Consider the following 12,417-nt stretch of genomic DNA (forward strand, 5'->3'; position numbering starts at 1 on the left):
TTCCACGCGCATGCTCGCCACGCTCCGAAAGCAAGCTGCCGTGCAATGCTCATCCCGTCCCTGCTTCTGCCGCCCCGGCAGGCAATCCAGCCCGCACTTCTGGAGCGAGCCGGCAGTTTCCATCGCGCCACCGCGCCCGCTCGGGGGTTGTTCTTACTCTCCGTGCTGTGCTGGGTCTCGACGGCACTGGCCAGCGAGCCATGCCAAGCTCCCGCCACCCCCAGAAGTGCGAGCACGCTCAACCTGCGCATGGACAACGACCTGCTCGGCGGCACCGGCCAGGATCAGGGATATTCCAACGGCATATTGGCGACGCTGGTCTCCCCTAACCTAGCAGATCAAGCGAATTCGACCTGCCTGCCGGGCGTGGCGCGCTGGCTCAGCCAGCAGTTTGCCGAACGACAATCATCGACCATCGATGAATGGCATCTCACTGCCGGATTCGGCCACCTGATGTTCACGCCCACGGAGCGAAAGCGGCGGGGCCTGATTGCCAGCGACCGCCCCTACGCCGGGGCGCTGATGTTCAGCTTGGGATACAGCGCGCGCACGGGTGATGTCCTGCGGACGTCCCAGTTGCGCGTCGGCGTGGTAGGCCCCTCGGCCAAGGCTGGCGAAGTACAGAACGCGCTGCACCGCGTCATCGGTGCTGACAGCTCTCTTGGCTGGGACAATCAATTGCATGACGAGCCCGTGATCCAACTGATTCACGAGCGGCGAGAGCGTCTGCGCAGCAGCTCCTCGTCCCAGGCTTGGCAGTGGGACGCCATCGGGGCGGTGGGTGGCAGCATTGGCAACTTCGCGACTGCCGCCCATGCAGGGATGGAACTGCGCCTGGGCACTGAGTTGTCGGACGACTTCGGCATGGCGCCGCTGCGTCCGGCCGGTGAGAACACCACAGCCTTTCAAACTCTCGCGGATGGCATGTGGCGTAGCCACCTGTTCCTGTCCCTCGATGCCCGCTGGGTGATGCGCGACATCACACTCGATGGCAATACCTTCCGCAACAGCCACAGCGTCGATAAGCGCCCCTTCGTCGCCGACATCGGCTACGGCATCGCGGCCGACCGCGGGCGCTGGCGGATCGCCTTTGCACGTTATCACCGCACCCGCGAGTTCGCAGGGCAGCGACAACGACCGGTCTTTGGTAGCGTCACCTTCACCCGAGGCTTCTAAGGAACAGTTCGAGACATCCAGAGGTTATCGTCCCAGCGCCGCATTCGCGCCGTGCAATGGCAAGCGACTTAACAAAATCCAAAAGAATCCCAAAAGAATTCTTCAAGCAAGCCCGGCAGGCTGCTACGGCGGACAGATGCACAAACGCACAACGTGAGGCGGAAGAAGCTTGGGCACGACCTGGTCGTTTCGTCCGCCGACAAGCGTTTGTCATGGTTGCCGCAAAGCCGACCATAAAGTCGCATCCGATTTGCAGACTCCGGACATACTACCAAGGCGGACACATGAACAAATTTGTAGCCATCATTTTTCCAGATGAAGCGCGGGCCTACGAAGGGGTCCTGGCGCTTCGCGAGCTGCATCGAGAGGGCAGTATCCTCCTTTACGGCGAAACGGTAGTCGTCAAGGACGAAGCCGGCAAGCTCTCGATCAGGGAAGCCAAGTCGGCGGGCGGGCTTGCAACCACGATTGGCGCAGTTACTGGTGGTCTTCTCGGCTTGCTGGCAGGTCCGTTCGGCACAATCGCAGGACTGACCGGCGGCGCGCTTCTCGGCGGGCTTAAAGATATATTCGATGCTGGAATTTCTGGGGATTTTATCAAGGTCATCTCCGAAGAACTTACGCCTGGCAGGAGCGTGGTCATTGCCGAAATCGATGAGGGCTGGACTTCGCCCCTTGATATTCGCATCGCCCCTCTAGGCGGCGTGGTGGTGCGTACGTTCCGTCACGAAGTCGAGGAAGCCCAGATCCGACGCGAGATCAATGACATCACGAACGAATTGACGTACCTACGCGAGCAACTGCTCCAAGAGGGTAAGCATGCTGGCACAGAACTAAAGGTGCGCATCGAACTGTTGGACAAATCCTTGGCCGAAGCCAGCAAGCGAATTCAAGGGAAGGCCAAAGCTCTTCGCGAAGAAACGGAGGCTGTAATCGTCTCATTACAAGCGCAGGCCGAGGGGGCTGTCGAATCGGCTGGAAAGCGGATTGAACAACGCATTGCCGATATCCAGGAAGACTACGATAAGCGCGCTGCCAAACTCGAACAGGCTTGGGAACAAACCAAGGCCGCGCTGAGATAGCGGCAAAGAAAGCGATCGTCTAAATCGTTGCCCATTGCGCTCTAACGACCCGCGCGGTCGTCGTGGTGGAAGTGCTCGCAATTCTCCTTCTCCAGTTGGATGAGGTCGCTGGCAAGCTGGTTTCAATCCCTCCCGATCCGAGGGAAAGGAGGTCGAGCCAGATGTATGGATGAAATGTGTTAATGAAAAAATACGCAATGGACATCAGGTCGATATGCAATTAGTGAACCTAAAGGATCGGTCGTTCATTCTCGCGCTGATCGTAATTACGCTGCTCTTCGGCCTACTGCTATGGCCGTTCTACGCAGCAATCTTTTGGGCGACGGCGCTAGCAGTGCTGTTCTGGCCGCTCTACGAGCGCATCTTGTCATCGATGCCTCGATCCCCGGCACTGGCATCTCTTTTGACCATAGTAGCGTGCGTGCTGCTCGTAGTGGTTCCGCTTGCACTGGTCGCTATATCTGCTGCGCAGGAAGTAGTGCAACTCTACGATCACCTACTGGCTGATGGCGGCAGCGGCATCGAAGCCCGTATACATCAGGCCGTAAAGACGGCTCCTCCTTGGTTGCGGGCGTGGCTGGAACGGATGGGCCTCAACCAGTTGGATGGCATCCGCGGCAACACAGTACAGATCCTCGAACAAGCGCTGCAATTCATCGCCTCGCACGCCGTCGCAGTTGGTCAAGATACGCTGCGGCTTGCAGTGAGCTTCACGTTGATGCTCTACCTTCTTTTCTTTGCTTTCCGTGATGGAACGAAGGTGGTCGAGAATTTACGTGACGCATTACCAATCGAGCGCAGCTACTTGGGTGAGTTGGGGCTTCGGTTCGAGAACATGGTGAAAGCGACGATTAAGGGAAGCCTGATGGTCGCGGGCATCCAGGGTGCGCTTGGAGGCGTGCTGTTCTGGTTGCTCGGAATCCAAGGAGCAGTTTTGTGGGGTGTCGTAATGGCAGTGCTGTCACTAATCCCCGTGCTGGGGGCGTGGTTGGTCTGGGGGCCGGTGGCACTTTATCTTCTAGCAACGGGTGAAGTGGCAAAAGCGGCTCTTATGGCCGCGTTCGGCGCCGGTGTAATCGGATTAATCGACAACATCCTGCGACCGATCCTCGTTGGTAAGGAAGCTCGCATGCCGGATTATATCGTCCTGCTATCCACTCTCGGTGGAATCTCGCTTTTTGGATTGACCGGTCTCGTCGCTGGACCGGTTATCGCGGCCTTTTTTATGGCGGCCTGGTCATTGTTTGTCGCAGGAAACACAAGTGGCGAATCCAGCACTCCGCATGCTTCAGCCGAGCCCGAGAATTCGGGGTAGAGATTAACTCCCGGGTATGGCGAGACCATGACAATGGAACTACGACACCTTCGCTATTTCCTTGCCGTAGCCGAAGAATTGCACTTCGCCCGTGCGGCTGAGCGGCTGCATATTGAGCAATCGCCGCTGTCGCGCGCCATCAAGGAGCTTGAAGAAGAACTGGGCGTGATTCTGCTTGCCCGCACCACTCGCAGCACACGACTTACTCGTGCCGGAAAGTTATTTATGGATCATGTGCCGCGCGTCTTCGCAGCATTGCAGCAGGCTCGCGATAGCGTGCAAGCAGCTGCGAACGGCTTCCACGGGCAGTTGCGCGTGGCTCTTTCCGATGGCATCACCCCGTCGCGTTTGCCGGGGCTCTTGGCGCTGTGCCGCCAAGAAGAGCCAGAGGTTGAGCTTCGGTTCTTCGAGGTGCCTCTATCGCAGCAGATCAAGGGACTGCATGATGACCTCTATGACGTGGGTTTCGCGCAGTCCGACGAAGTGGGCGACAGAGTTGTCGCCATGCCGGCCTGGAGCGATACGCTTATGGTGGCGGTGCCTGCGCGGCACCCTCTGTTGGTCCACAAGCGCATCCCTTTGGATGCGCTGTTGCGTTACCCGCTAGTGCTATGCGATCCACAGGTGTGCGAGGGTCATGCCAAGCACGTCGAACGTGTGCTGCGTCGGACAGGCATGGAGCCGTTGATAGCCGAGCGTGTGGCCTCCTGCGATCTGATGATGGCGCTGGTATCCGCAGGCTTCGCGTTGGGTCTGACGGGCGAGGCGCACATTTCCACCAGTCGCGAAGCGGGCGTTGTGGCACGGCCGCTTGCATCGCGTGTGCCGCCGCTGACGACCTACTTGCTGCGCCTTGAGGGCGATCCATCCGATGAGATCTCGCGCTTCATCGAGCGAGTGAAGGCCATCCAGTCGCCAGAGTCTCCCAAGCATCGACCTGATTCCCCGGGAGCGCTTGCGCCATGAAAAGGATCATCCCGCTTTTGCTGGTGACCGCGATGACTGCCTGCGGCCAGTCCGAAGCGCCTCAGAAGATCAACGCTTCCGAAGCGAATATTCCAACAGTGGAAGAGCTTGCGGCCAATCCTGAACGGCTCAAGGAACTGCGCCAGCACTGCAAGACTGACCGCCCAAAGTTGGGTGGCGTGCTGTGCAACCGGGTGGCCGAAGCTACGCGCAAGCGGTTCTATGGCGACGGCGAAACGCCATACACGCCTCCGAAGGAACCGCCCAAGTTCTGATCGTTGTCGGTTCGACGCATCATCTTCATTCTCCTGTTCGACACGCCGCAATGCGTCTTCGCTTGCGGCGCTTTTCTTTGACTCGCCACTGCACTCATTCTTTCTTTTTTCTTGACTTTTCTGCTCAACACGGTCTTTGACCAGCACTGACTTGACACCGAACCTGACGCCTGCGGCACGCCCCTGTGCCGCGATCTCCATGAGGAATCAGCGCAGGAGAAATCGGAGGCCAGGTCATGCAAGGGACGAACGTGCTGTTTGGTCAGATCGCCGTGGTGCTCGGCATCGTGATCGCCGGAGTGTGGGCCGCCACACAATGGACGGCAGCGGCCCTTGGCTATCAAGTACGCCTTGGCTCGCCCTGGTTCGACTTTCTTGGCACGTCGATCTACCACCCGTGGAAACTGTTTGAGTGGTGGTTCTTCTTCGGCGCCTATGCACCGGAGGTCTTCGACACCGGCGGCGCGATTGCCGGCGCCAGCGGCATGGCCGCCGTGGGCGTCGCCATCGCCATGTCGGTCTGGCGCTCGCGTCAAGCACGCATGGTCACAACCTACGGCTCTGCGCGCTGGGCGAACGCACAGGACATTCGCAAGGCTGGCCTCACACAGCCTGCCGGCGTGTTACTGGGCCCGCATGATCGCCAATACCTGCGTCATGAAGGCCCGGAACACGTCCTGACCTTCGCACCCACGCGCTCGGGCAAGGGCGTTGGCCTCGTGGTGCCGACGCTGCTGTCATGGCCGGCCTCCGCCGTCATCCACGACATCAAGGGCGAGAACTGGCAGATCACCGCCGGCTGGCGCTCGCGCTTCTCGCACTGCCTGCTGTTCAACCCGACCGATGTGCAGTCGGCGGCCTACAACCCGCTGCTGGAGGTTCGACGCGGCGCGCATGAAGTTCGCGACGTGCAGAACATCGCGGACATTCTCGTTGACCCCGAAGGCGCGCTGGAGAAGCGCAACCATTGGGAGAAAACCAGTCACGCGCTGCTGGTCGGGGCCATCCTGCATGTGCTCTATGCGGGCGAAGACAAGACGCTGCGCGGCGTCGCCAACTTCCTGTCCGACCCGGCCAGCCCGTTCGAGCTGACTTTGCATCGGATGATGACCACGCCCCATCTGGGCAATGGGCCGCATCCTGTCGTCGCTTCGGCGGCGCGCGAAGTACTCAACAAGTCGGACAACGAGCGTTCCGGCGTGTTGAGCACCGCCATGTCGTTTCTCGGCCTGTACCGTGATCCGACCGTGGCCGCAGTCACGTCGCGCTGCGACTGGCGCATCGCTGACCTGATCGCTGCCGAGCATCCGGTGTCGCTGTATCTGGTGGTGCCGCCTTCGGACATTTCTCGGACGAAGCCGCTCATTCGCCTGATCCTCAACCAGATCGGTCGGCGCCTCACCGAATCGCTCGATGGCTCCGACGGCATCGAGCGTCGCCACAAGCTGCTGCTGATGCTTGATGAGTTCCCGGCGCTGGGACGCCTGGACTTCTTTGAGACGGCGCTGGCCTTCATGGCCGGCTACGGCATCCGCAGCTTCCTCATCGCGCAGTCGCTCAACCAGATTGACAAGGCGTATGGGCAAAACCACTCCATCCTCGACAACTGCCATGTGCGCGTGACGTTCGCCACGAACGACGAGCGCACCGCCAAACGGATCTCCGAGACGCTGGGCACGGCCACCGAGCTGCGCGCCCAGCGCAACTACGCGGGCCACCGACTCGCGCCGTGGCTCGGGCATCTGATGGTGTCGCGCCAAGAAACAGCGCGCCCGCTGCTGACGCCGGGCGAGGTGATGCAGCTTCCGCCTGACGAGGCGGTGGTGATGGTGTCCAGCGTCGCGCCGATCAAGGCCAAGAAGCTGCGCTACTACGCGGACAGCAATTTCAAGCGCCGTGTGCTGCTGCCTCCCGCGCTCGCGGACGGGCAGTACGCGGACGTGCCGCCGTTGCGTCTGGACGACTGGAGCGGCCTGGCGATTCCCGCCGTGCCCGTTGCGCCGGCGTCCGATACCGCCGAGGGCTTCGCTGCCTCTGCCGACGACGGCGGCCCGCGCCGTCAGCCCGAACTCTCCGAAACCGTCGCCTACGCCCCTGAGCTGGCCGCGCCTGCGGCCGACCTCGCGCTGCTCGATGACGACGACGACCTGCCGCTTCCCCTTCCTCGCCAGCTTGACCCATCCATGCAGCGCACGGCGCGGCTGGCTTCCCTCGACCCCAACGACGGAATCGAGCTATGAGCCACTACCGCCTCAATCTGTTCATCCAGCCTGAGCACGCCAAGCGGCTCGATGAACTGGCTGCCAAGAAGGGCGTGTCCAAGTCGTCCATCGTCGCGGCGGCGCTCGCATCGTGGCTGTCGCCCGATGCCGGCGACCAGCGCGAAGCGGCCATTTCCAAACGGCTTGATCGCCTCTCGCGCCAGGCCGAGCGCATGGAGCGCGACCAGAACATCGCCATCGAAACGCTGGCGCTGTTCATTCGCTACTACCTGACCGTGAGCACGCCGGTTCCCGAGGCGCATCAAGACGCGGCACGCGCGCAGGGCAAAGTGCGCTTCGAGCAGTTCACCGAGCAGCTTGGCCGCCACCTGCTGCGGGGCCGCAGCCTGGTTCGTGACGTGGTGGAGGAACTGCATCCCGATCCGATGCGGATGGAGGACGCGGCGGCAGCCGCGCAAGCGCAGGAGCGTGCTTCATGAGCGCCGCTCCGCAGTCCATGAGCGCCACGTCGCTCGACCGGCGCATCCAGATGCTGCGCACGGCGATGGGGCCGCTGATCGCCGCCGCGCTGGAAGACCCGGACGTGGTGGAAATCATGCTCAACCCCGATCGCACCCTTTGGGTGGATCGCCTGTCGTCGGGTCGTGCGCCGATCGGTGTGGAGATGCCCGAGGCCGATGGCGAGCGGATCATCCGCCTCGTCGCGGCCCATGTGGGCGCGGAAGTCCATCGCGGCCAGCCGCTGCTATCCGCCGAACTGCCCGAAACCGGCGAACGCTTCGAGGGCATCTTGCCGCCCGCCGCGCCAGGGCCGGCCTTCGCGCTGCGGAAGCGCGCCATCGGCGTGATCCCGCTGGAGCGGTACGTCATCGACCAGATGATGACCGCCGCCCAGGCGGGCTTTCTCGTTCGCGCCGTGCGCGAGCGGCAGAACGTCCTGATCGCCGGCGCCACCAGCAGCGGCAAGACCACGCTCGCCAATGCGCTGCTGGCCGAGATCGCCGCCACGGGCGACCGCGTGCTGGTGCTTGAAGACACGGTGGAGCTGCAATGCGCGGCCCGTGACCACGTTCCGCTGCGCACCCGCGCAGGCGTGGTATCGATGACCGAGCTGGTTCGCTCGTCCATGCGCCTGCGGCCTGATCGCGTCGTCGTTGGCGAAGTGCGCGGCGCCGAGGCACTGGATCTCATCAAGGTGTGGGGCACAGGCCATCCGGGCGGCATCGCCACGATCCATGCCGGCTCCGCGCTCGGCGCGCTGCTGCGCCTGGAGCAACTGATTCTCGAAGTGGCGGTGAATCCGCCCCGTGCGCTGATTGCCGAGGCGGTCAACGTGGTGATCCACATAGCCGGACGCGGGCGCAAGCGCCGCATCGAGAGCATCGCCCGCGTCGTCGGCTTCGACGGCGTGGGCTACCAACTGGCGGACGCGCTGGAAACGCCGTTTCCCGAGCTGCCGCCACGTCCCGATGCCGCACCCGCTGCGGCGACTTCCCGATCCCCTCACTCACTTGGAGAACTGCCATGACGCAGATGACCATTCCTGCTTTCCGTGTTTCCGTAAATCCGCCTTCTCACTTGTCTAACTCTGCACGGCTGCGCTGCCTGGGCCGCCCTGCGGGGCAAGGACTGCTGCTGGCCGCGCTGCTGCTGTTCCTGGCTGGAACAGCACAGGCCGCCGGCTCCTCGATGCCGTGGGAAGGCCCGCTGCAATCCATCCTCGAATCCATCCAGGGGCCGGTAGCTCGCATCGTCGCCGTCATCATCATCATCGCCACGGGCCTCGCGCTCGCGTTCGGCGACACGTCTGGCGGATTCCGCAAGCTGATCCAGATCGTCTTCGGCCTGTCCATCGCTTTCGCGGCTTCCAGCTTCTTCCTGTCGTTCTTCAGCTTCTCCGGCGGGGCCGTCGTATGAGCGCCCCGGACGCCTTCACGGAAGGCTTCGAGGTGCCGCTGCATCGCTCGCTGACCGAGCCGATTCTGCTGGGCGGTGCGCCGCGCACCGTGGCGATCGCCAACGGCACGCTGGCTGCCGCGGTCGGCCTGGGCCTGCAACTGTGGATTCCCGGCGTGGTGCTCTGGATCGTCGGCCATTCGCTGGCGGTGTGGGGTGCGCGCGTCGATCCGCAGTTCATGCAGGTCTTTGCGCGGCACATCAAGCACCGCCCGCTGCTGGACGTGTGAGGGGAGGACGCCGCGATGCTGAACCTCGCCGAATACCGCCAGCGCCCGGCCTTGCTTGCTGACTGGCTGCCCTGGGCCGGACTGGTCGCACCGGGCGTCGTCTTGAACAAGGACGGCAGTTTCCAGCGCACAGCCCGGTTTCGTGGGCCCGACCTCGACAGTGCGACGCAAGGCGAACTGATCGCCACGTCGGCGCGCTTGAACAACGCCCTGCGCCGCATGGGATCGGGCTGGGCGCTGTTCATCGAAGCCGACCGCCGGGCCGCTGCCGACTATCCGCGCTCGGAGTTTCCCGAACCGCTTTCGTGGCTGGTGGAGGAAGAACGCCGGGCCGCCTTCGAGGAATCGGGCCATCACTTCGAGAGCGGCTATCACCTAACGCTGCTTTACCTGCCGCCGGAAGAATCCCGCGCCCGCGCAGCCAGGATGCTCTACGAGAACACGCCGACGAATGGTGTGGACTGGCGCGAGCGGCTGCAAGCCTTCGTCGCGGAAACGGATCGCGTCTTTGACCTGCTCGACGGCGTGATGCCGGAAATTGACTGGCTCGATGACGCGCAGACGCTGACCTACCTGCACGCGACCATCTCGACGCGGCGCTATCGCGTGGGCGTGCCCGAAGTGCCGTTCCACATCGACGCGCTGCTGACCGATTCCGCGCTGGTCGGCGGCCTGGCGCCCATGCTGGGCGACCAGCACCTGCGCGTGGTGTCGGTGCGCGGCTTCCCGACCTCGACCTGGCCAGGGATTCTGGACGACCTCAACCGCCTCGGTTTTGCGTACCGCTGGAGCACGCGCTTTCTCTGCCTCGACAAATCCGAGGCGGAACGGGAGTTGGGACGCCTGCGCCGCCAATGGTTCGCCAAGCGCAAGAACGTCATCGCGCTGCTGCGCGAAACGATCTTCCAGCAGGAAAGCCCGCTGGTCGATACCGACGCCAACAACAAGGCCGCCGATGCCGACGCTGCCTTGCAGGAGCTAGGCAGCGATCAAGTCGCCTTCGGCTATCTGACGGCGACCGTCACCGTCATGGACGAGGACGCTGCCGTCGCAGACGAGAAGCTGCGCATGGTGGAGCGCGTCATCCAGGGTCGGGGCTTCGTCACCATCCCTGAAACGCTCAATGCCGTGGATGCCTGGCTGTCTTCGATCCCCGGCAACGCCCACGCGAACGTGCGCCAGCCCATCGTTTCGACGCTGAACCTGGCGCACATGATGCCGGTGTCGGCGGTGTGGGCCGGGCCAGAGAAGAACGACCACCTCGACGGCCCGCCGCTGATCGTCACACGCACCGATGGCGCCACGCCGTTTCGCCTCGTGACGCACATCGGCGATGTGGGCCACACGCTGGTCGCGGGGCCGACTGGCATGGGCAAGTCGGTCTTGCTCGCCACGCTGGGGATGCAATTTCGCCGCTATCGCGGCTCGCGCATCGTCGCCTTCGACATGGGCCGCTCCATGCGGGCTGCGATCCTCGGCCTGGGCGGCGAACACTACGACCTGGGCACGGATGGCGAAATCGCTTTCCAACCACTCGCGCGTATCGACCGTGAGGGCTATCGCACGTGGGCCGCCGAATGGATCGAAGGCCGCTTGGTGCACGAAGGCGTGGCGGTCGGCCCCGACGAGAAGACAGCTATCTGGTCGGCGCTGGGAAGTCTCGCCGGTGCGCCGGTGGAGCAGCGCACGATGACGGGGGTCTCCGTGCTGTTGCAATCGAACACGCTGCGCCAGGCGCTGTCGCCTTATGTGCTAGGCGGTGCCCACGGCAAGCTGCTGGACGCCGACCATGACCGCCTCGGCATGGCCGACGTGCAGTGCTTCGAGATGGAGGAGCTGATGCACAGCAAGGCCGCCGTCATGGCCGTGCTGCATTACCTCTTTGCGCGCTTCGATGAACGCTTCGACGGTGCGCCCACGCTGCTGATCCTCGATGAAGCGTGGTTGTTCCTCGATGACCCGGTGTTTGCCGCGCGTATCCGCCAGTGGCTCAAGACGCTGCGCAAGAAGAACGTCAGCGTCATCTTCGCCACGCAGAGCCTTGCCGACATCAAGGATTCGAGCATCGCGCCCGCGATCATCGAAAGCTGCGCCAGTCGCATCTTCCTGCCGAACCCGCAGGCGACCGAACCGCAGATTCGCACGATCTACGAGGGCTTCGGCCTCAACAGGCGACAGATCGAAATCGTCGCAACCGCGCAGCCCAAGCGCGACTACTACTACCAATCCCGCCTCGGCAACCGCCTGTTCGACCTCGACCTGGGGCCGGCGGCGCTGGCGTTTGTGGGCGCTTCCACGCCGCAAGACCAGCGCGACATAGACCGCGTGCTGCTGGACGCCGGCGTGCCCGGCTTCGCGGGCGCCTGGCTGCGCCATCGCGGCCTCGATTGGGCGGCCGACCTGCTGCCCTCGTTCCCCGGCCTCGCGCCGGGTTCCCTCGCTGACCAACCCCTGGAGAATCTGCCATGAAGAAGCGTCTTATCGCCGCCGCCATCGCGGCCATGCTTTGCACCGCCACCGCCCATGCGCAATGGGTCGTGGTCGATCCCACCAACCTCGTGCAGAACACGCTGACCGCGATCCGCACGCTGGAGCAGATCAACAACCAGATCCAGCAGCTTCAGAACGAAGCGCAGATGCTGATGAACCAGGCGCGCAACCTCGCCAGCCTGCCGTCCAGCGTAGTGAACCAGTTGCGCGCCAATCTGGCGACGACCGAGCGGCTGATCGCGCAGGCCCGCGGCCTGGCCTACGACGTGACGAATCTGGATCGGGAGTTTGCGCGCCTGTATCCCGAGCAGTACGCCGCCACCGTCAGCGGCGACCAGATGTACCGCGATGCGCAGGAGCGTTGGCGGAACACGCTCAACGGCTTGCAGACCACGATGCAGATGCAGGCACAGGTGTCGCAGAACCTGGGCGAAGACGAAAGCGTGCTGGCTGACCTCGTGGGCAAGAGCCAGTCGGCCGAAGGCGCGCTCCAAGCCATGCAGGCCATGAACCAGTTGCTGGCCTTGCAGGCCAAGCAGTCGATCCAGTCGCAACGGCTCCAGATCACGCAGGATCGTGCGGCCTCGCTGGAACTGGCGCGGCAGGCGGCCGCCACCGAGCGAGCGCGCGAAGTGCGGCGGCGTTTCATCGGCGATGGCACGCCGTACACGCCGCAGCGCGTGGATTTCTACGGCAATTGACAGG

At 63.4% G+C, this 12,417-nt stretch carries 12 protein-coding genes; all 12 read left to right on the top strand.

The window, feature by feature from the left end:
• The first annotated feature begins 147 nt into the window (after positions 1-147).
• The 12 genes from ACVOMF_RS00455 (at position 148) to trbJ (ending at position 12,413) form a co-directional block, all read left to right on the top strand.
• Positions 148-1,176, top strand: coding sequence for a lipid A deacylase LpxR family protein (locus ACVOMF_RS00455; protein WP_414715478.1), 1,029 nt, complete (start codon positions 148-150; stop codon positions 1,174-1,176).
• A 284-nt stretch (positions 1,177-1,460) separates the two neighbouring features.
• Positions 1,461-2,258 carry a DUF1269 domain-containing protein gene (locus ACVOMF_RS00460; RefSeq protein WP_023093955.1) on the top strand — a complete coding sequence of 266 codons (798 nt, stop codon included), beginning with the start codon at positions 1,461-1,463 and terminating at the stop codon, positions 2,256-2,258.
• Between the two features lie 169 nt (positions 2,259-2,427).
• The gene (locus ACVOMF_RS00465) at positions 2,428-3,573 is read left to right on the top strand and encodes an AI-2E family transporter (RefSeq protein WP_055312169.1); all 1,146 of its coding nucleotides are present in this window, start codon (positions 2,428-2,430) and stop codon (positions 3,571-3,573) included.
• 33 nt (positions 3,574-3,606) lie between these two features.
• Positions 3,607-4,539 (top strand): LysR family transcriptional regulator, encoded by a 933-nt coding sequence (locus ACVOMF_RS00470; RefSeq protein WP_023093957.1) that lies wholly within the window; start codon positions 3,607-3,609, stop codon positions 4,537-4,539.
• On the top strand, positions 4,536-4,814 hold the full coding sequence (locus ACVOMF_RS00475; RefSeq protein ID WP_023093958.1) for an EexN family lipoprotein: 279 nt from the start codon (positions 4,536-4,538) through the stop codon (positions 4,812-4,814). Before ACVOMF_RS00470 ends, ACVOMF_RS00475 begins: the two co-directional genes overlap by 4 nt.
• 236 nt (positions 4,815-5,050) lie before the next feature.
• Positions 5,051-7,054 (top strand): conjugal transfer protein TraG, encoded by a 2,004-nt coding sequence (locus tag ACVOMF_RS00480; RefSeq protein ID WP_481507572.1) that lies wholly within the window; start codon positions 5,051-5,053, stop codon positions 7,052-7,054.
• The gene (locus tag ACVOMF_RS00485) at positions 7,051-7,515 is read left to right on the top strand and encodes a ribbon-helix-helix protein, CopG family (RefSeq protein WP_023093960.1); all 465 of its coding nucleotides are present in this window, start codon (positions 7,051-7,053) and stop codon (positions 7,513-7,515) included. Before ACVOMF_RS00480 ends, ACVOMF_RS00485 begins: the two co-directional genes overlap by 4 nt.
• Positions 7,512-8,564: a P-type conjugative transfer ATPase TrbB gene (gene trbB, locus ACVOMF_RS00490; protein WP_023093961.1), complete on the top strand. Its 1,053-nt coding sequence runs from the start codon at positions 7,512-7,514 to the stop codon at positions 8,562-8,564. The genes ACVOMF_RS00485 and trbB overlap by 4 nt, the downstream gene beginning before the upstream one ends.
• On the top strand, positions 8,561-8,953 hold the full coding sequence (locus ACVOMF_RS00495; protein WP_023093962.1) for a TrbC/VirB2 family type IV secretion system protein: 393 nt from the start codon (positions 8,561-8,563) through the stop codon (positions 8,951-8,953). The genes trbB and ACVOMF_RS00495 overlap by 4 nt, the downstream gene beginning before the upstream one ends.
• Complete coding sequence (locus ACVOMF_RS00500) at positions 8,950-9,222, top strand: VirB3 family type IV secretion system protein (protein ID WP_023093963.1); 273 nt, start codon at positions 8,950-8,952, stop codon at positions 9,220-9,222. Before ACVOMF_RS00495 ends, ACVOMF_RS00500 begins: the two co-directional genes overlap by 4 nt.
• Before the next feature lie 15 nt (positions 9,223-9,237).
• Positions 9,238-11,691 carry a conjugal transfer protein TrbE gene (gene trbE / locus ACVOMF_RS00505; RefSeq protein ID WP_023093964.1) on the top strand — a complete coding sequence of 818 codons (2,454 nt, stop codon included), beginning with the start codon at positions 9,238-9,240 and terminating at the stop codon, positions 11,689-11,691.
• The gene (gene trbJ, locus ACVOMF_RS00510) at positions 11,688-12,413 is read left to right on the top strand and encodes a P-type conjugative transfer protein TrbJ (RefSeq protein WP_023093965.1); all 726 of its coding nucleotides are present in this window, start codon (positions 11,688-11,690) and stop codon (positions 12,411-12,413) included. The genes trbE and trbJ overlap by 4 nt, the downstream gene beginning before the upstream one ends.
• Positions 12,414-12,417 lie beyond the last annotated feature (4 nt).

The organism is Stenotrophomonas sp. STEN022 (assembly GCF_056760155.1).

Bases quoted from the DNA above. Each gene is read 5' to 3' on its own strand.
- ACVOMF_RS00475 (WP_023093958.1), top strand. From the start codon at position 4,536: ATGAAAAGGATCATCCCGCTTTTGCTGGTGACCGCGATGACTGCCTGC.
- ACVOMF_RS00480 (WP_481507572.1), top strand. From the start codon at position 5,051: ATGCAAGGGACGAACGTGCTGTTTGGTCAGATCGCCGTGGTGCTCGGC.
- trbB (WP_023093961.1), top strand. From the start codon at position 7,512: ATGAGCGCCGCTCCGCAGTCCATGAGCGCCACGTCGCTCGACCGGCGC.
- ACVOMF_RS00465 (WP_055312169.1), top strand. From the start codon at position 2,428: ATGAAATGTGTTAATGAAAAAATACGCAATGGACATCAGGTCGATATG.
- ACVOMF_RS00500 (WP_023093963.1), top strand. From the start codon at position 8,950: ATGAGCGCCCCGGACGCCTTCACGGAAGGCTTCGAGGTGCCGCTGCAT.
- trbE (WP_023093964.1), top strand. From the start codon at position 9,238: ATGCTGAACCTCGCCGAATACCGCCAGCGCCCGGCCTTGCTTGCTGAC.
- ACVOMF_RS00495 (WP_023093962.1), top strand. From the start codon at position 8,561: ATGACGCAGATGACCATTCCTGCTTTCCGTGTTTCCGTAAATCCGCCT.
- ACVOMF_RS00485 (WP_023093960.1), top strand. From the start codon at position 7,051: ATGAGCCACTACCGCCTCAATCTGTTCATCCAGCCTGAGCACGCCAAG.
- ACVOMF_RS00460 (WP_023093955.1), top strand. From the start codon at position 1,461: ATGAACAAATTTGTAGCCATCATTTTTCCAGATGAAGCGCGGGCCTAC.
- ACVOMF_RS00470 (WP_023093957.1), top strand. From the start codon at position 3,607: ATGGAACTACGACACCTTCGCTATTTCCTTGCCGTAGCCGAAGAATTG.
- trbJ (WP_023093965.1), top strand. From the start codon at position 11,688: ATGAAGAAGCGTCTTATCGCCGCCGCCATCGCGGCCATGCTTTGCACC.